Origin of the sequence: Vibrio comitans (genome assembly GCA_024346835.1) — a bacterium.
Lineage (GTDB): Bacteria > Pseudomonadota > Gammaproteobacteria > Enterobacterales > Vibrionaceae > Vibrio > Vibrio comitans.
The window spans coordinates 1,550,228-1,569,291 of record AP024866.1; the positions used below are offsets into that span (position 1 = coordinate 1,550,228).

Below are 19,064 nucleotides of genomic sequence, written 5' to 3' on the forward strand. Positions count from 1 at the left end.
TTCTTGCAAATTCGGCATGTAAATTAGCAATTCCTACAAAAAGTTTTTGATCCAGACTAGGTAATACCACTCTACTGCTATTACCTAGCGAGAATTAGCCTAAACTTAATTACGTGAGGATCAGCTGAGGCGTAAATTATGTGGCAGGCGATAACCCAACAGCTTTCAGACATATTGATGTTTGAATTCAAGATTGAAGAAAAGAGGCGCATTACTTCCGGTGATATTAGCGAAAGCTATATGATCAGCGATGGTGAGCAGCGCTACTTTATTAAGATCAATAGTAAAGAGTTTCTTGCCAGCTTTTCAGCCGAAGTTGATAACCTTAATGAACTGAGACTGTCTAATACCGTATCGACCCCGGAGATCGTGCACTTTGGCTCGACTAAAGAAGCGTCCTTTTTAATTCTCAACTACCTCCCTACCCATCCGCTATCTAATCACGAAGCCAGTTACCAGTTTGGCCAAGACGTCGCGCGATTACACTCTTGGGGTGATCAACAAGAGTACGGCTTTGATAACGACAATTACATTGGCGCAACTGTGCAGCCCAATCGCTGGCACAAAAAGTGGTGCCAATTTTTTGCTGAGCAACGCATTGGATGGCAACTGCAACTGCTTAAAGAGAAAGGCATAGAATTCGGAAACTTGGAAGAAATCATAGATAGCGTCAAGTTCTCGCTTTCGAATCACCACCCAAAACCGGCTTTATTGCATGGTGATTTATGGCATGGCAACTGCGCTGAGTCTCCATTTGGACCCATTTGTTATGATCCTGCCTGTTATTGGGGAGATAGAGAGTGTGATATCGCAATGACCGAGTTATTTGGGGGATTTCCTGATGCCTTCTATCAAGGCTATAAGAGTATCAAACCCCTGCTGGAAGGTTATGAAGAGCGCAAAAACACCTATAATCTTTACCATGTGCTGAACCATTGCAATCTCTTTGGCGGACACTATTTGAATGACGCGCAACTGAGGATAGACGAACTACTCAAACAATATGCGTGAATACTGAACCCAGCGTCAGGAGCACCATTATGAAAGAATATGCTGAAAGACATGTTTCTTGCCCTCACTGTGGCCAACATATTACCGTTCCCTTAGATACGACTCAGGGCAATCAAGATTTCTATGATGATTGCCCTGCCTGTTGCCACTCTATCCATCTCAGCATGGAATTAGATGAGGTAAGAGATAAAGTCGAATTGAAGATTGATGCTGACGACGAGCAAATCTTCTAAAGTGCTTTTTGAGCTAACACTCGCTCCACAGTATCAACGATTGCCTGTGTTTGAGGGTCAACCTCAAGGTTTACTCTGTCGCCCACTTTACGTTGCCCAAACAAGGTACGAGTAAGGGTCTCGGGGATAAGATTCACGCTGAACCGATTATCGTTCACTTCTGCAATGGTTAACGAACATCCATCAAGACCTATATACCCTTTCTTTAAGATATAACGAAGACTATCCGAATCAGCCTCAAACCAAATAGCTTGGTTATTAGGGCTTTTAACAATATCTACGATCGTTACTGTTCCCGAAATATGGCCAGACATATTATGCCCACCAATCTCGTCACCAAAGCGTGCAGCGCGCTCTACGTTGACATAGTCGCCAGGTTTAAGCTCACCTAAATTTGTCAGGTCTAACGTTGCTTTCATCAGATCAAATGTGACTATATTGCCATCAGCTTTAGTCACAGTTAAACAACACCCATTGTGAGCAATAGACGCCCCAACGGATATGTTGTCACTCAGCGCATCGGGTAATTCAATAACATGAGTTTGAAAATCTTGCTTCTGCTCTATAGAGATAACTCGAGCCGTTCCCTGAACAATTCCTGTAAACATACTTCCTCTTTGCAACCTTTCTAATTTTTTAAAAGTATACCATGTGGGGTGTTTTAGAGACATTCAAAGCATCATGGTTACCGGCACTTTGAAATTGTTCAGTGGAAAAACAAATCATAGAAAAACCATAGCACGATCAGCGGTTTGATATTACTATTCGTCCCCTAAATGAATATAGGAAAACGCCGTGCATCGTTACCAAAAAGAAGCCAAAAACCTGATAAAGCTCGCGACCCCGATCCTAATTGCCTCTGTAGCTCAAACAGGTATGGGTGTGGTGGACACCATTATGGCTGGCGGCGTTAGTGCTACAGATATGGCTGCAGTGGCAATCGCGTCCAGTATCTGGCTGCCTTCTATATTATTTGGTATCGGTATCTTGATGGCTCTGATCCCCATCGTGGCGCAATTGAACGGTAAAGGGCATCAACACAAGATTGCGAATGAGATTCAACAAGGGGGTAGCTTAGCGGTATTGATTGCCTTCCCTATTGGCTTCGTTTTACTGCAAACCAGCAATATCTTGGGGTTGATGGATGTAGATGCAACCATGGCGGACATCACTACAGGCTACATGTATGCGATGCTTCCTGCAGTACCGGCGTTTTTGTTCTTCCAAACCTTAAGAAGCTTTACCGATGGTATGTCTTTGACCAAACCGGCCATGGTCATCGGTTTTGTTGGTCTGCTAATCAACATTCCACTTAACTATATTTTTGTTTACGGTAAATTAGGTGCCCCCGCTTTAGGCGGCATTGGCTGTGGTGTGGCTACAACCATAGTGTACTGGATAATGTTTAGCATGCTACTTTTCTACACGATCACCTCTAAGCGACTGGCGAAGATTGGTCTGTTCGATCAGTGGCATAAACCAAACCTCAAGGCACAGTATCGCCTGTTCAAGCTTGGTCTTCCGGTAGCACTGTCTATTTTCTTTGAGGTGACATTATTTGCCGTTGTCGCCTTATTGGTCTCACCGCTTGGTCCGATTATCGTTGCCGCGCACCAAGTCGCTATCAACGTATCAGGCATGGTATTTATGATCCCAATGAGTATTGGTGGCGCGGTAAGTATTCGTGTTGGGCATAAGTTAGGTGAAGAGGATACCGAAGGTGCACGTATAGCGACCCGTGTAGGTATTTTTTTGGGATTAGCGATTGCCGTTGTGACTGCGGTACTCACGGTATTGTTTAGAGAAGATATAGCAAACCTGTATACAGACAACAGGGCTGTAACTGCACTCTCTGTACAACTATTGTTGCTAGCAGCTATCTATCAATTTAGTGATACAGTTCAGGTGGTTGGCGCAGGAGCCCTTCGTGGTTACAAAGACATGAAATCTATCTTTAATCGTACCTTTATCTCCTACTGGATGATTGGATTACCTATCGGCTATGTCCTCGGTTCTACGGATTGGCTATTTGAACCTATGGGCGCTCATGGATACTGGTATGGCTTTATCATAGGCTTAACTACAGCGGCTGTTTTACTGTCTATGCGTATTAAATGGATGCACCGTCAAAGCTCAGAGGTTCAGCTAGAGTTTGCATCTCGTTAATACTTCCCGCTGTTAGTTTTCGCTAGTGCACCTTTCGCTCTCTTAGAAAGCGCGCAAAACGCGGCACACCATTTTCTGTTGTGCCGTTATAGCGATAAGTAATCTCAGCCCCAAGCTTAGGCGGATGTTTACGTTGTTCATCCGTTAAGCCACTCCCTATATAAAACCGAACACCAGAGGGCGACTCGACATAAAGCGCCCCCACCAGCGATTGATACTTCCCATTACCTGGCTTATACCCAATCACCCTCGCCTCTGCATCTTGGTGGTTCTTTATCTTAAACATCAGATCACTTCGGCCTGAAACATACACAGCGTGTTTATGACGTACCACCAGCCCTTCGCCATTTTTATCTGTAACCTGTTGTAATTTCGCCTTTAACTGAGCATTAGAATGAAATGGAATTTGCTCTACTATTTGTATCTGATGAGCATCAGAGCCCGAGCTCGTCTTCCATAATTGAAGCGAAGCGTACCGGTCTTCAAAGGTAGACACGCTGTCTATTCTGTCAAACACCAAGTAAGTTATAGTGCTCCAGTCTGACTCATTGGGTATCGCATCCAATACCGTTTTCTGCACTTGAGAGTACCTACCGCGACCTGCCCATAATTCTCCTTCAATAGCGAACTTAGGCAACTGTTCAGTAAAAAATCGAGGAGCAGTTAATATAATCCCGCCACGGGTTCGCAAATTCTCTCCATCCCATATAACCCTCACACCATCAAATTTCTCACTAACAAAGTAATTGCTATTAAGCTCTTCCCCTTGATAAGACTTAGCCAGCATCAATGAGTTGGCGAACTCGTTAGAAACGGCTGTTTCAGATTCAACTACAGAGCACGCAAGTGCAATCAAAGAGACGGGGTTTCGTATTGACATAAATTAGCCTCCGTTTTCGGGACACTAATAGAATGGGTAGTTGTGGCATGATTCCGACAAGTTAGAAACAGTTTTAGGGGATGTCTCGAGCAAGAAAAATGTAGATGGTTCAGGCTTTCATCAAAATATGATGTACGTTCCACGCTCACAGCATTGTTCTTAGTTCTGCATTTAGAGTAGACCTAAGCACATTCCCGTAAGTGACGCTAAATCACTTTACTTTTATAACCAGCGGTTTACCAAAGGCTAATGAAACTAAAGCCCACTCTTGCTATCGAATAGGCTTTAAAAATCTACCGTGCACTAAACAAACTGATGGATGTTTAGGCTTACTTAGTGGCTATGATCGTGAGAATCATGACTATGTTCAGCGGCAAGTGTTGCGACTTTTGTCTCTGCGTAGTCATCCCAGATTTGCTCATAAAGACCTAAGACGTTTTCACCTAAGAAGCCACGAACTTCTGGAATTGTCCAACCGTAGTCTTCGTGTAGCACACGTGCTACCGCCCAACCCTGCTCAATAGTGATGTTCTCAGTGATACCACTCATGCCTGCTTCTGGTGCGTAAGTCTCCGTATCTGGCAATAGCGCTGATACAAAATCTTTGTAGTTATGCAAGAAGTCAGTAGAGAAACAAGTCTTGTCTTTACCAATTAGATTAGCGGTGTAAACAACGTGTTTTGCAAATGCTTCTGGTGACGCGTCACCTTCGGCGTTAAGGAACATACCAACACCAGTGGAACACACCACACCACCCGAGTTAGCCACAGCAATCATTGCTTCATCAGAAATGTTACGTCCAATATTATGCAGACCTTGAGCATTAGAGTGAGACGCGATAATTGGTTTTTTTGATAGTCGCGCTGCATCTATAGCGGTTTGGTTTGAAGAGTGAGATACGTCAATCAGCACGCCGTGTTCGTTAGCCTCACGAATGAACTCTTCACCCAAAGGGGTCACACCAGAAGACTGGTTAGTTCCACCACCTGCTAACGCGTTGTCATCGTTATAAACGAAGTTCATCTGCATAACACCCAGTTTACGGTATTCTTCTACCAAGCCCATATCAGCGATAGCAAAGTCAGCGCCTTGAGCATGAGTCGTAACAGACATCACACCTTCTGCCCAGTTCTTACGAACGTCAGCAACGGTACGAATGTGACGATATCCTAAAGACTCAGCATACTCAGCGGTTTGGATAAACGTATCACGTTCAGTTGTGATCTGGCTCTTAGGGTTGTTGTAGTTAGAGAAACTACCAAGGGTAACGCCCGCTTCTTCGTTACGCTTCATACCGTCATAAGCGTGCGCCTTAGTGAAAGACTTAGCGCCGATAGCGGCTGGAAGCACAGTGTTAACGTAAACTGTATCCTTACCTAGCATTTCACGGAACGCTTCATCTTTAGCCGTCTCTTCAGGGTCACGTTGGTGGTTGAAAAACTTAGCCATGTAAGCGGCGCGCTGGTCTACTTGCTCTTGAGTCTTGCCACGAGCATTCCAATGTGGTGCGTAGACGTCAGTATCAGAGATGTACATGCCAGTTGCAGTGACTGTATAACCTGCTCCGTCTTTATCGTGAGTGTGCTCGAAAGGAATGTCGTGAGCCATTGAATCAAATGAAACCAGTAGTGCTGCTGCAATAATTGTCTTTTTCATAATTGATATACTTTTTAGGTTGTTTGCCTGGAGATGGCGCAAAATATATCAACATGAAGAAATAAAAATTATCTAATCACGCCACTAATCGCTGTAAACTTAATCAACTAGTGCTTCTTAATATGGTGCGATTGGTATTGTTTCGGTGTTAATCCTTCTTTTAGTTTAAAGAAACGGGTAAACGCAGATGGATTCGAATAGCCGAGATGGTAGCTAATATCCGACACCTTTTGGTTAGAACTCACCAACAACCGCTTAGCTTCATCAAGAATGATTTTGTCATAGAGTGATGTAAAGTTTGTCCCCGCCTCTTCAAGTCGTCTTTGGATTGTCCGAACACTCAACTGAGTAATTTTGCTCAGCTGTTTTAATGTCACAACGTCTTCTCCAAGATGAGCTAATACAACGTACGTTAACGCGAGACTAAAATTCACATCGGTATTTTTAAATACAGACTCTGTAGAAGTATACGGGCGCAGTTTTAATGGTAATTGCAGTACTTCATCTTCTACTTTAAAACCATAAAACTCTTGCCCCAGATACACGACTGGACTGGGTAAGCAAGTGGCTTCATCAATGTGCTGAGCATTGAAGCTTCTCAACGCCAATTGGCTCGGCTTCCATTCCGTACCACTGAACTGAGCGACTAACTCTCGATACAGAAATAACCCATAGCTTTCAGTTAAAGGGTATCGCGGTTGTTCTGAATAGGGCCTAGCGCACATAAACCAAGTGCTACCCGCAAACGAATCAATGGTTAGCGTTGTATCGGTCATGATATGAGTACACTGACGACAGTACGAAACTAGCGCTTCTTTTACCGTAGTACACTCATCAAACTCCATCATTTTAATGGCATTAACCGCATTTTTTCGGGCCGAGGTTAGTGCCACGTACTGAAACTGTTCTGATGTTAATTTGGGGACAATTAGATCCATGAAAGAAAACACAGATATCAAATTGATGGGGGTTTGAGAGCGAGGAGAATAGTTGGATAGCAGCGTTTCATCTAATTCTTGATGAATATCGACGTTTGCTTCGATTAGAGCCTCTCTAATTGAGAGCCATTGGTCTTCTACTACTAACGACAAATCCAGTTTGCTCATAAAGTCCCTTTATGTCACATCCTTGTTCTAAAAATATAATCTAGCATTGAAATTGACTCTTTAAAACGGTCTGATAAGCCAAATTGAATGTGGAACTGCTTTGGTGGCGCATCGAGCGCAGTAGTGGATCAGAGCAAGATAACAAACTTCTACTAAATCGAGAATGGTGGCACGTATTGGTTAGCAGTATAAGCCATACCCCTTATAAACTGATCCAATACCTAAACAGAGAGAAATAGAAATGACTAAATTAGTAGAAATGCTTCAAGAAGACTTTGAGCAGTATGATACCAAGCCTCTAAAATACTCGATTATTTGCGCACTGTTAATTATTGGTGCTTTGGCATTCTTTTAACAAAAATTAGTCAAACTTATTTTTCGCTATGCCTTGTCGAGATTATCCGCAGTACTCTCGTTATATAGAGAATCTGCTACTCGGCATGAAATGGTAAGTAATATCCCTTTCAAAAGCGTAAACTCGAAACAGCAATTCAATCTTACGTGATCTAATGGTGAGGGGTACGAGAGAAATGGGCAAACTCAGTAAAGAAGAGCAATTAAAACTAGATAAATTGATACGCAAAGCTAATCGTTTGAGCACCTTAGCAACCAATTTTGAAGCTGATTGTTATGCAACATGTCAGTTGGAAATCGCCAAGCTCTTTCTTCGCAACTATGAGTACGCAGCAAAGTTCCCTCCCTTTGTGCTTGATTCCTATGACGCTTACCAGGAAGCTATCAATCAAGTTAGCGATACCGACCTAGGTGAACTGGTTATCGGTGATGATTATTTAGATACATTGGTCATGGAAACGCTGGTTAAACGCCAAATGTGCATCAATAAGAGAAATGAAGTAGCGGAAAACACATACGCAGCATAGCACGCTTTATATAAGCGCTACTAACAATGTCCCCTACTCAAAATAATGACCACCAAGCAACAACACTATAAGCCGTAGTGCGTGCTTGGCGTTCAATGTAACATTACGACAGCAGGTTTCCTTTAAAGGCTTCTACTAGCGCCCTCGAACAGTACTTTTCTTGGTTTATTCTATAGACTCCATATGCAGACACACATAGCATTATCATGCCCATGAATAAGCTAACGGCGGTGCCTAGAAAAAGGTTGTAGAAAGCCACCAATAGACACAGACAAACCACTAACTGCGTTGTGTACCTCTGCCGTGTATTTACCCTCTCATCTCTATCACTGACCGTTGATATCAGTGCGTTCATCTTCTCAATCCTAACCATTTTCTGGTTATGCAAATCGACTAAAGCCACCAGCAAGTCATTGTGCTCTATCCGCCTCGCCAATAAAAGGGAGTCAAATAAGGATGGATTCAACGTACTCTCGATTTCTAAAATACGTTCGAACTCCTCCTGTGAAACAGTCATTCTAGCCATTAATTTGTACCACTATTATTTTTATTTGTATTACAAATAAAACCCTATCAAAAACAAGAGAATAATCCAGTTTTCAACTGTTAATAGATCTTACGGGCGTGTATGACTTGCCAGATTAGCTAACCAAATAGAAATGTCATAGCCAATCATTATGAAACAACGCTTCATATGGAATGAGTCAATGAATGCAACGCTATGTATACCTCTATAGGCAATTTCTGAGTGTCAAACAACAAGACCTGCTACCCTAAAGGCAGGCGTAGCTTCTGTTAACTACTGAATATAAAGGTCAAAGTGCTCTCAGCCCCAGCATTATTCGCGGTTAGCAAGTAAATTTATATGCACTCTGAGATCTAAGGGTTTAGTAGTCTAAATCTTGACTAACTACTTGGGATACATAGGAAAACCTTTTTATGGCCAATCAAACGTCTCATCGTGTGAAAAGTATGCTTCTTGGCTCATTGGTCGCCGATGCTGCAGCTGTAGGATTTCATTGGTTGTACGACCAAAAAAGAATCCGTGATATTTCTAAAGGGACACCTGAATTCCATCCCCCTAACAAAGATGATTACGCCAATGATTCTGGTTTCTTTGCTCATGAGGAAAGAAACGTAGGCGATTGCTCACAGTATGGCGAACAAGCATTGGTACTTATGCGTTCAATTGCTCAAAACGGCAATCGTTATCATAAATCCCATTACGAAAGCTCTTTCCAAGAGCATTTTGGTTACGGGGGAAAATATATAGGCTACATCGACCATCCAACTCGCGACACACTAGACAATATTACCAAGGCAGAGCATGAAGCGATCTTACTCGCTAAAGCGATACCATTTGACGGTGATGAGAACACACAACGCATGATGCTGACTAAAGTGCTTGCCAACGTAAAGCAAGTCAAAGGAGCTAAGTGTGCTGAGAAGATTGAAGCAGCTGTTAGACAAACTCATGACGATGACCATATGGTTGCTTATGCGTTGAACATAGCAACTAAAGTCGAAGCCATCTCTGGTTACCACGGTGCCAACGATGAGCAGCTGACCGCTATTTCCAAACTTCCATCTTTAGTCGCTGCCTATTGTGGTGATCCTGAATTGTCTAAAGTCGTAGAATCCGCTGTTCGAGTGACGAATGATAATCAAGTTGCTGTTCAGTTTGGTCAAGCTGTAGCAACCATTATAGAAGCTGCTCTAGAAGGGGCTTCCCCTCACTCTGCCATAACTATTGGACGTGATAGTGCCCCACACTTGGTGAAAGCTCTTATTGATGAGGCATTATCCTATGAACACGAAAGTAACTTAACCGTTACTTCTCGATTTGGAATGAGTTGTAACCTGACATACGGCGTACCTTCAGTAATACATAACTTGGCTACATCTACAACGTATCAGGAAGCTATTCAACGCAACATCTATGCGGGGGGAGATTCTTGTGGACGTTCCATATTACTAGGCGCAGTGCTGGGTGCTTGCTATGGGATCGGCGGTGCAGTTGGAATTCCCTTGCAATGGATCGAAAAGCTAACACAGAAACACGATATAGATGAGCTTCTACAGTCACTGGGCTACTCGTAATAAAAGTGTAGGGAGAGTATTTATTATCCCCCTACAATTCACCTTCTCTTTAGACTAAATAAACCCTACTTGCTCATTTCAACCCTAAACGGCACAAAAGGTTGCCCTGTTGGAGTGTTTGGACACTGCTTCATTGAATGTGCTTTGGTTGCGATAATCTTACCTATAGGCTCAAACCATCACGCACGTAGTGCATTTGTCCTCTACATTGCCAATCTGAAAAGTGGAAATAAGTTGAATCGAGGTTTCCATACTCATTCCCTCTAGAGCCCATAACCTCTAAATAAAAAAGCAAAATATGCTTGGATAAAGCTCACAAGGAGTTTATCCATAGCTTTCTTTTGGTCAATTAGATTTGTTCTGTTGGCAGTGCCTTACCTCTTAGCTTCTTCATGATAATGCCTTGTTTCCACATACATAAACCGCTGAGTGTTAACAGTGGGACAGCCAACCAGAAGATGACATTAGAAAACATTGGGTTTTCACTCCACGGCGAGTATATAAAAGTGCCGATTAAAGCTGCCATTAAAAAGTGTACCCATCTTGCGATTTTGCGAAATGTTGAACCATTCATACTTACCATCCTTAGATTAATGTTGACGACGTCTACATAAGAAACATTACTGTACCATGTAGACGCCGTCAACATGATTCGGTAATGTATTAGAGTCTGGATGTAACGAGATATTAAAAATGGCAAATGACAGTAAGTATCACCATGGTGATCTAAGAAGTGAGTTAATTAGAGTTGCCACTGACAAGTTGAGAGCTGAGGGAATAGACTCAATCACGATGAGGGGTTTAGCGGCTGAGCTTAATGTTTCAAGAACCGCACCTTATCGACATTTTAAGGATAAAGAAGAGTTGCTGTGTGCTATAGCAAAAGAAGGATTTAATCAATTTGGTCGTTCGATGACCAACACTTGGGAGTTACACTCAACCCTCCCCATAATGGAACGTTTTACTGCTGTGGGTGAATGCTATATTAATTTTTCACGTAAATTTCCGGAATATTATCAGCTGATGTTCGGTAATACCGGTCTTCTAAAAAGCGCTAATTCTGAGCTTAGGGAGGAAGCTGATTCAACATTCGATTTTCTTCGGCACATGCTTAAACTTTGTCAAGATGCAGGTGTGTTTACCATCGAAGATACACAGCAACAGGCACGCTTTGTTTGGTGCGCGCTGCATGGCTATTGCAGTATTCTAACGGCGAACAGTGATGCAAAAACCGTCAGCATGTTGGATGATAGCCAATACTTTTTGAAAAAAATTGTTGATGGTCTCGCAAAGAAACCGTGAATAGAAACAGCTAACGTTTAGCTAACATGCTTTGAAAACTAGCAAGGTCGTTCAAAAGCGAACAAGCGAAAAGATTTAGCCTCTATCATAGATCATGACAACACTCTGCGATCAACTCTCTAAGCCATTGGTGAGCAGAATCTCGCTCTAACATACTTGGCCATAGCATGCGGTAGCTTACTGGCTTTAATTCAAAGGGCAGAGGCAAGGGTTTGAGCATGTATCTTTGCGCCAGTTGTTTAGCAAAGATAGAAGTACACACAAAAAACATGTTGGTGTGTTGCGCTAATAGTGCTGCACTATGAAAATCAGGGACCTTAGCTTTGTCTTTCAATCGTTGTCCCTGTTCGGCTGCTACGCGGTCTAACAACCAAAACTCACTCTCCTCTACAAAGATTCGAATTCCATCTGAGTCCAAAAATGCGCCTTCGTCCCATGAATCTATAGAAATAGGATGTGATTGGCTAACCAGACAAACATGATTGTCACGATATAACTCGAGGTTAGGTTGATCTCCTAAATCGGAAACATGATGAGGCGCCTCTACACGTTGATCCGTATCTCTTGCCACTATCAGCAGATCCAAGTCACCTTGATTTAGATGATTCAAACTTGCCTTAGATTTAGGGACAATACTGAGTTGCATCCCAGGAGCAAGCCGAGTCAGTTTGGGCATCAGCCTAGGGACTATCACCGGGAACGCCGTCTCACAAATGCTGATGGTAAAGGTGCGTTCATCGCTTGCAGGGTCAAAGGATTCAGGGAGTAGCATAATGTGCGAATCTCTTAGCCATTGACGAAGTGGTGCTTCCAGCTTTAACGCTCTCGCCGTTGGGGTTAACCCTCTACCTGTACGTATAAACAGTGGATCGTCTAATACAGTACCAAGCTGCTCTCGCAACCTAGTTAATTGCTTGCTTACCGCAGACTGACTAAGGTTCAATCGCGTCGCCGCGCGACTGACGCTTCCATCTTCAAGCAATATCAACATCAGCCTAAGAAGGTTCAAGTCAATGTAGTCTAACTTCATCAGATATTCCTTTATAGAAAGTATCTGATGACAATAATTCAATATTAGTCATATCGCAACATTGATACACTGCCGCTCTACACCACACAGACAAAGATACAAATGAACCACAAAGCCCCTATTTACCTCTTCTTGTTATTGATCGTCATAAGCCCAATGGGAATTGATATCTATCTCCCTGCACTTCCACAAATGGCCGACAATCTGCAAACGCCAATGGCAAACATCCAAACCACCATCACACTTTTTTTAGCCGCTTTGGGTTTGGGTCAGTTACTTGCTGGGCCTTTGGCTGATCGCTACGGGCGTCGACCGCTTATTCTAAGTGGCCTACTTCTGTATATTTTTGGTTCGGCTGTTGCCGCGTTAGCTATGCAAATAGAAGTGCTATGGCTTGCTCGTATATTACAAGGCTTAGGCACGTGCGCAGTATCAGTAGGTGTGATGTCGGGAGTACGTGATAGCTATAGCTCAGAAAGAACCGCCTCTATCTACAGCTACATCAATGGCGTTATCTGTGTCATTCCTGCGCTAGCACCTATGCTAGGAGGCTGGCTGAGTGAAACATGGGATTGGAGAGCAACCTTCTACTTCATGGCCGGTTACGCCTTATTTGTTACTCTGTTTTCGTTGCTGCGTTTACCGGAAACTCGCCCGTCTAATACTATTTCTAGTCCCAAGCTTATCAACTGGAAGCAATACCAACCTATTTTGCAAAGCCATACGTTTAGGTTCAATGCGGGACTGGTTATGTTGGCAATGGCCATAATCATTGCCTTTGTTAGCGTAGCTCCAGTGCGTCTGATGGTCGAGTTAGACCTAGATCCTACAACCTTTTCTCTATGGTTTGGTAGCAATGCGCTTATCAACATTCTGGGCTCTTTTACCGCCCCAATTATCATCCGTCGCTTGGGTCAATCTCGCGCACTGAAACTGGCGATCGCCATGTGCACCCTCGCAGCAGTTTCTATCTTGCTACTGCAAGGCGTTGATAGCCCGATTGCATTCATGGGCCCTGTGTTTATTGCAAGTACTGGTTTCTGCTTGACCCTTGCGATTTGTTGTAGCGCAGCCTTAGCGCCGTTTTCAGAGCGAGCAGGTACTGCCGCTTCGCTACTTGGCTTTTTCCAAATGGCTGGTGCATCAACATTGATAGGTATCGTTAACTTCTTGCCACTTGGCTCATTACAGATGATGGCACTGTTTATGTCATTACCACTACTTTGGTATGTTGTGTGTCGACGTAAATCCAATTACGAAGTGTGTGAGAACTAAAGCCGGTATAAATTAGGTGGCGAGCCAAAATGGTTCGCTACCTAACGAGTTTTTACGTACACCAGAGTATTATCGAGTTTCCCTGACGGCAATCTACGCTCATTACGCAAATTCGCCTCAAGCTCATAACCACAGCGCTCAGCAACTTTTCTGCTTTTGATATTGCTTTGTGCGACCCTGATCTCCAAACGTTTCGCGTTAAGTTCGTCAAAGGCGTACTCTTCTAGCTTAGCCACAGCTTCGCTGATAAATCCCTTGCCAACACTATCGCTGCGTAGCCAATAGCCAATAGCCAATAGCCAATAGCCAATAGCCAATCTCAAAGAAAGGGACATCCTTATCGCGAATGATCAAACCTATTGCGCCAATTAATCTACCCGATGCCTTTTCGATAAGAGAGAAACGCAGTTCTTCTTTGAAATTTGCGAAGTTATCAATGGCCTGCTGAGTATGTTCGATTGATGCCTGCTGTGAAAGCGCAAATGGCACCCAAGGTAGGAACTCCTTAAGTGCTTGCTCGCTCTCTTTGATCGCCACCAGCATGGCAGGCTGGTCCTTTAAGGAAGGACGAGCAAAACGTAATCTGTTAGTTTCCATTTTCACTGAGTTCATCTCGCCTCCATTCACCACCAACAACACAAAAAATACGCACCATATTGTTACGCTGTCACTAAGTATGCCTAAACGATAATTTCCGTCGTCACCTCAGTTTCGACTGAGTTAGCGATGAAGCAATTCTCATGAGAGATATGATGCATTTTTTCTAGCTGCTCTCTTGTCGGGATTCGCTCACCAGAAAACACAATTTCAGGGCGAAGTACCACTTGAGTTACCGCCATTTTGCCACTTTTGTTTTCGCTTAGAGTACCCATTGCGTTATCTGTATAGCTTTCAACAACGTATTTCTTCTTCGCTGCAACAGATAAAAAGACCAGCATATGACAACTCGACAGCGCGGCTATAAAGGCTTCCTCAGGATCGACATTTTCTTCTACAGAAAGAGGCAGTGGGACAACATGAGGTGATGCTGAAGCTAACACAGTTGCCCCACCATCGAATTCCCAGATGTGACCTCGGCTGTAATTGTTGTCGCTAAACACTTCCGTTTCGCCACGTTCCCATCGAACAATTGCTGAGTGTTCTGACATTGGATATTCCTTAAATTCAAGCCTTATTGGTCAACACGGTAAGGCGTATGATCGAAACCATAAAACAAGCTAACCTTTGATTCTTGCCATGTGATACACAGAGACATACTCTCCATCTCGAAATGCGTAGGCTTGAGATTCACCTTCAATCACAAAGTCATGCTTCATATACAAACTGATGGCAGATTCATTATCCACATAAACGGTCAGCTCTAAGCGTTTTAGGTTAAGCCAGTTATCGGCTAAATCGATGACCGTAGCCAATAATGCTGTCCCGACACCTATTCCTTGATGTTGATCCTTCACCCCCATGCCAAATGAACCAACGTGTCGACGCCTCGGATTTGTGGATACCTCAAAGCCTATATTGCCAACGATTTCATCACCGGCAACGGCTACATAAGAAAAGACGTTATCTGGGATATTGGAAAGCCTTCCTTCCCATAAGGCGAGTGATGGATTGGGCAGTTGCAACGTACCCATGTACGCATTGGTACATTCATAAATTTCTTTTACCGCTCTTGCATCCTGCGGCTCTGAACGTCTTATTTTAATTTCCATCAACTCCCCCTTCGCCCAATCAAGTTATTGATTTATTTCACTATAACAAATCAAAAAGGTAAAGCTAGCTTGGGGAAAGTAAAAAGGGCCCTGATAAGATCAGGACCCTTTTACTGAAACAAAACTTAAGAACGCTGTTAGAAGAACACACGTCCACGTAAGCCAAATACTAACGCGGTACTCTCTGTTGAGAACGCAGGATCGGCAATCAACTGAATATCAGGTGTTACTTGGAAGTGATCACCAAATTGCATGTTGTAGTAGAGTTCGGCAGTCACTTGAGTATCACTATTAGCAGCGGAAGCTAAGAAATAATTCTCATTGATTTCGCTCCAGTTCACGGCGAATCCAAGGTTATTTTTCGCGCCACCTAGCCCGAAGTATCCAAAACCAGCACTAATCGACTTTTGATACAGGGCCACACCGCCGTCAGAGAAACCGCCACGAACGAATGGCATGATCTGAGGCGTTACAAAAGTGCTATACGAGAAATTAATACCTTTACCATCTTCGCCCTTAGCACCAAAAGGGTCAATATTGTGGCGGTCTGTGGCATCCATATGCCATAGAGTCACATGAAAGTTCTCTGTAAAGATCTGCTCTTGAGATGCCGTCCAGCCTAGCTCTAAAGTAGTGAAATAGTCACCATCACCGACGGTATTAAAGCCCTCAAAAATATCACCAGAATCGCCTTTAGCATCCGCAATACCCGCAATCACATAAAAGTTGTCACCAATCATATGACCTGCTGAAATTGCCAAAATACCATCATCAGGCAACCCCATAGCACCAGAGCCCGTAGAAAAAGCTAGGTTTGAAAACCCAGTCCAAGGGCTTGCTAATGCATAAGTATCAACGTAGTTGGTAACATCTTGCCAACCAACCTGGATAGTACCTCGACCACCATTGATCTTTTGCTTCCAGTTAAGATCCGTTACGCGAAATCCTTGATCACTAAATGCTGGTGACATCAATCCCATATATCCCAAGGTATCAGGGTTTAAAGGATTACCTGTAATCCCTGAAAAATCCTTTGGTGCATAATCAGAATAAGCATGACGATGTTCAATCTTCCAAATTAAGCTACCAGTATTGCCAGTTTCACGACCCACTAAGCTCCATTGACCGTACAAACGAGCTACACCTGAAGAAGCCGTCACATCATCACCAGTAGCACCGTTGCTACTTGCAAAACCGTTGGCAAAATAATCCGCGCCAAAGGTAAAACCGTTGTCTGCCAGGTGTTGGCGCCAATCTTTTTGATCCGCTTTCTGCGCTGCAATAGTGTTCTCTACAGAATCTGGGCCTTCAAAATTTGCGCCTTCAGCAAAAGCCGTTGTTGATGCAAGTGCCGTTACAATTGCTAAGCAAGATTTAGAAAGTCTAGAAGTCAAAGTCATGTCACACCTTAGTATCTTTATGATTTGATTATAGTTTAGCGTTAATAATAAGACCTCGATGCCCTTTATGCGCCACAAGTTAAATGACTTAGTTCATTTGATATAGTTCTACTTCTAGCGCAGACATCTGATACACAGTCTCAACATTGCTTGCGCCATCGCTGTAATTTACATCAGCTGCGGTTGCTTCATTAAACAGCTCACCTTCAACCCATACTGGCGTTTGCAAACTAACTAGCTCAATCCCTTCTGGGTATTCAACTAATACAATTTGGTTAGGTGGCGGTGGTGGCGTATGAATGCATGCGCCCGCTGTAGGAACTAGGAAAAACTTAGTCACCTTAGTGCCTTCCATTTCAACAGGGGTAATAAATCCAGGTATACGATGGGGTTTATTAAGCACACCTTGATTCGGTAAGGTTGCAAGCTTCGTGCGCTGCTGCATGATCTTTTCTCGCTGAACAAATAGCGCATCTACATCAATGTTAGATTTTGCAAAGTTTTCTTCAAGTTGTGCCATCTCTTTTTGAGAAGCTTCTGAAGGTTTGAACCCTTCTACTTTTTGAGCATCGCGATAGCGAGCAATGGTGCCTAGATCGTAAAGCTGGTTAGAATCTAGCGCTGCAAACGGGTCTTCTACTGTGTCCACTTGAGGAAGCAAGTCTTGCCAAAATGTAGGTTCCATCTCCTCGGCAACAACATTTAATGAGAACAACAATGCACTTCCAAGTAGGATTCGTTTTAACAATTTCATTTACAAACACCTCAAAAAGAAGGCAGAGCTCTAAGCCCTGCCTTGGTACTTAACAACGTTTCTAATCAGTTAATAGGAACGGGATTGATTACAGCTTATTGCGATAGATTTTGCCGTCTTTCATTACAAGCTTGATAGTTTCAATCTCTTTGTACTCAGGGTCCGCATCAAACCATTTTTCGGTTGCACCAATCACTGACATATCTTCCAATGGGTTACCATCAACAAGAATCATGTCTGCAATAGCGCCTTTTTCAATCACACCCAGTTTACCTTGCGTTGTTCCGCGAGGGCCGGACATTGCAAGCATTTCACCCGCAATAGACGTCATTTGTTTTAGTACTTCGTAGTTGCTACCAAATGCTTGTGTACGCCAGTAAATCTCATAACGACGTGCACGCTCGGCATCTGAATTCACGCCCACATAATCTGAGGCAAAGACTACTTTTACATTGTTTTTAAGCAGGCGTTGACCATAGTCACCGTACGCCTCTTGAAGTTTCGCCACCATAGGTAGTTTATCGGCTGGCATCAGAGGGTTCTTAGCCAAATCTGGCGATAGTCCCCACATTTGCGGCACTACGTAACCACCCTCTTTCGCAATACGCTTCATGGTATCGTCGTTAATAAAGAAACCGTGTTCGAACGTTTTAACACCACAATCAAGCAAGCGGTTCACAGAACGATCATTAAATGTATGAGCCGCAACATAGGTGTTCCAATCTTTAGCTGCCTCTACAATGGCACAGGTTTCTTCCACTGAATATTGAACCGTATCAATTGGGTCAAAACGTGATGAACCACCACCACCCGCCATGATTTTGATTTGAGTCGCGCCGTTTCGTAAGTTAGTACGCGTTGCTTGCTGCACTTCAGGTACACCATCAGCTACCGCGCCAATGCCCATACGTTCAAAGTTAGATAAGTCGCCTGCTGTTTTTGGAGAGAAACCAGCATCATTACGGTCTCGGAAATCACCATGCCCTGACGTTTGTGATATAAATGCGCCTGACGGGTAAAGGCGCGGCCCTTCCACATTCCCTGCTTCAATTTCGCGAGCCAAACCAAACGCCGGGCCACCCATATCACGCACAGTGGTAAAACCATCTTGCAGATAACGCTCAGCTACAGTAACCGAGTTAATTGAGATATCAGTAAGGTCTTTGTTCTTCTCAATTTGGTCAAAGTGATAGTTAATCATGATGTGCGCGTGGCCATCAATCAAACCTGGCATTAGAGTTTTACCCTCACCATCAATGACCGTCGCATCTTCTGCTGTGATTTCTTTAGATGAAATCTGTTCAATTTTATTATCAACAACCATCACGTAATGGTCTTCGTACAGTTTGTCTTCTGTACCGTTGAAAACATCGACGTTCTTAAAAATAGTCGTTGCTGCCGAAGCAGAAAATGCTAGAGAACATGAAATTGCAACTGCTGAAAGTTTCAAAACGTTTTTCATTTGTTGTTTCCTATAAAGCGTCAAACTCAATATCCATCGTGATTCGCCAGGTTTAATGACGGTATATCCATCTATCAATGAGGCCATTGTGTAGGTCTG

At 43.4% G+C, this 19,064-nt stretch carries 18 protein-coding genes and 1 pseudogene; 7 read left to right on the forward strand and 12 right to left on the reverse strand.

Annotated elements, in window-relative coordinates; translation table 11 throughout:
• Positions 1–138 precede the first annotated feature (138 nt).
• Positions 139–1,011, forward strand: coding sequence for a fructosamine kinase family protein (locus tag OCU46_RS07025; protein ID WP_141271348.1), 873 nt, complete (start codon positions 139–141; stop codon positions 1,009–1,011).
• A gap of 29 nt (positions 1,012–1,040) precedes the next feature.
• Positions 1,041–1,244, forward strand: a complete 204-nt coding sequence (locus OCU46_RS07030; RefSeq protein WP_141271349.1) for a CPXCG motif-containing cysteine-rich protein — start codon at positions 1,041–1,043, stop codon at positions 1,242–1,244.
• Here the strand turns inward: OCU46_RS07030 and OCU46_RS07035 are convergent.
• Positions 1,241–1,852, reverse strand: coding sequence for a riboflavin synthase subunit alpha (locus OCU46_RS07035; protein WP_141271350.1), 612 nt, complete (start codon positions 1,850–1,852; stop codon positions 1,241–1,243). The genes OCU46_RS07030 and OCU46_RS07035 overlap by 4 nt on opposite strands.
• Before the next feature lie 187 nt (positions 1,853–2,039).
• On the opposite strand from OCU46_RS07035, the gene OCU46_RS07040 reads away from it, so the two are divergent.
• Complete coding sequence (locus OCU46_RS07040) at positions 2,040–3,410, forward strand: MATE family efflux transporter (RefSeq protein WP_141271351.1); 1,371 nt, start codon at positions 2,040–2,042, stop codon at positions 3,408–3,410.
• A gap of 22 nt (positions 3,411–3,432) precedes the next feature.
• Here the strand turns inward: OCU46_RS07040 and OCU46_RS07045 are convergent, their stop codons facing one another.
• The 3 genes from OCU46_RS07045 to OCU46_RS07055 all read right to left on the reverse strand — a co-directional run bounded on the left by OCU46_RS07045 (position 3,433) and on the right by OCU46_RS07055 (position 7,052).
• Positions 3,433–4,290, reverse strand: coding sequence for a DNA ligase (locus OCU46_RS07045; RefSeq protein WP_141271352.1), 858 nt, complete (start codon positions 4,288–4,290; stop codon positions 3,433–3,435).
• Between the two features lie 333 nt (positions 4,291–4,623).
• Positions 4,624–5,946 carry a dipeptidase gene (locus OCU46_RS07050; RefSeq protein WP_141271353.1) on the reverse strand — a complete coding sequence of 441 codons (1,323 nt, stop codon included), beginning with the start codon at positions 5,944–5,946 and terminating at the stop codon, positions 4,624–4,626.
• Between the two features lie 107 nt (positions 5,947–6,053).
• On the reverse strand, positions 6,054–7,052 hold the full coding sequence (locus tag OCU46_RS07055) for a helix-turn-helix domain-containing protein (RefSeq protein ID WP_141271354.1): 999 nt from the start codon (positions 7,050–7,052) through the stop codon (positions 6,054–6,056).
• A 530-nt stretch (positions 7,053–7,582) separates the two neighbouring features.
• On the opposite strand from OCU46_RS07055, the gene OCU46_RS07060 reads away from it, so the two are divergent.
• Together OCU46_RS07060 and OCU46_RS07065 are read left to right on the forward strand one after the other, a co-directional pair.
• A complete protein-coding gene (locus OCU46_RS07060) occupies positions 7,583–7,933 on the forward strand; it encodes a hypothetical protein (protein ID WP_141271355.1) in 351 nt (116 codons plus the stop codon).
• A 939-nt stretch (positions 7,934–8,872) separates the two neighbouring features.
• Positions 8,873–10,033, forward strand: a complete 1,161-nt coding sequence (locus tag OCU46_RS07065; RefSeq protein WP_141271357.1) for an ADP-ribosylglycohydrolase family protein — start codon at positions 8,873–8,875, stop codon at positions 10,031–10,033.
• 349 nt (positions 10,034–10,382) lie between these two features.
• On the opposite strand, the gene OCU46_RS07070 is transcribed toward OCU46_RS07065, so the two are convergent.
• Positions 10,383–10,607, reverse strand: coding sequence for a hypothetical protein (locus tag OCU46_RS07070; RefSeq protein ID WP_141271358.1), 225 nt, complete (start codon positions 10,605–10,607; stop codon positions 10,383–10,385).
• Positions 10,608–10,726: 119 nt separating this feature from the next.
• Between OCU46_RS07070 and OCU46_RS07075 the strand changes: the two genes are divergently transcribed.
• The gene (locus tag OCU46_RS07075; protein WP_141271359.1) at positions 10,727–11,335 is read left to right on the forward strand and encodes a TetR/AcrR family transcriptional regulator; all 609 of its coding nucleotides are present in this window, start codon (positions 10,727–10,729) and stop codon (positions 11,333–11,335) included.
• A gap of 85 nt (positions 11,336–11,420) precedes the next feature.
• On the opposite strand, the gene OCU46_RS07080 is transcribed toward OCU46_RS07075, so the two are convergent.
• Positions 11,421–12,365 (reverse strand): LysR family transcriptional regulator, encoded by a 945-nt coding sequence (locus OCU46_RS07080; protein ID WP_141271360.1) that lies wholly within the window; start codon positions 12,363–12,365, stop codon positions 11,421–11,423.
• Between the two features lie 102 nt (positions 12,366–12,467).
• On the opposite strand from OCU46_RS07080, the gene OCU46_RS07085 reads away from it, so the two are divergent.
• Positions 12,468–13,640, forward strand: coding sequence for a multidrug effflux MFS transporter (locus OCU46_RS07085; protein ID WP_141271361.1), 1,173 nt, complete (start codon positions 12,468–12,470; stop codon positions 13,638–13,640).
• Positions 13,641–13,681: 41 nt separating this feature from the next.
• On the opposite strand, the pseudogene OCU46_RS07090 reads toward OCU46_RS07085, so the two are convergent.
• The 6 genes and pseudogenes from OCU46_RS07090 to OCU46_RS07115 form a co-directional block, all read right to left on the reverse strand.
• Positions 13,682–14,237 (reverse strand): annotated as a pseudogene (locus OCU46_RS07090) (GNAT family N-acetyltransferase).
• An 83-nt stretch (positions 14,238–14,320) separates the two neighbouring features.
• Complete coding sequence (locus OCU46_RS07095) at positions 14,321–14,788, reverse strand: OsmC family protein (RefSeq protein ID WP_141271362.1); 468 nt, start codon at positions 14,786–14,788, stop codon at positions 14,321–14,323.
• A 69-nt stretch (positions 14,789–14,857) separates the two neighbouring features.
• Positions 14,858–15,349, reverse strand: coding sequence for a GNAT family N-acetyltransferase (locus OCU46_RS07100; protein WP_141271363.1), 492 nt, complete (start codon positions 15,347–15,349; stop codon positions 14,858–14,860).
• A gap of 137 nt (positions 15,350–15,486) precedes the next feature.
• Entirely contained in the window at positions 15,487–16,749 is a 1,263-nt protein-coding gene (locus OCU46_RS07105) for a carbohydrate porin (protein WP_141271364.1), read from the reverse strand.
• 88 nt (positions 16,750–16,837) lie between these two features.
• Entirely contained in the window at positions 16,838–17,503 is a 666-nt protein-coding gene (locus OCU46_RS07110; RefSeq protein WP_141271365.1) for a DUF3299 domain-containing protein, read from the reverse strand.
• A gap of 88 nt (positions 17,504–17,591) precedes the next feature.
• Entirely contained in the window at positions 17,592–18,965 is a 1,374-nt protein-coding gene (locus OCU46_RS07115; protein WP_141271366.1) for a metal-dependent hydrolase family protein, read from the reverse strand.
• Positions 18,966–19,064 lie beyond the last annotated feature (99 nt).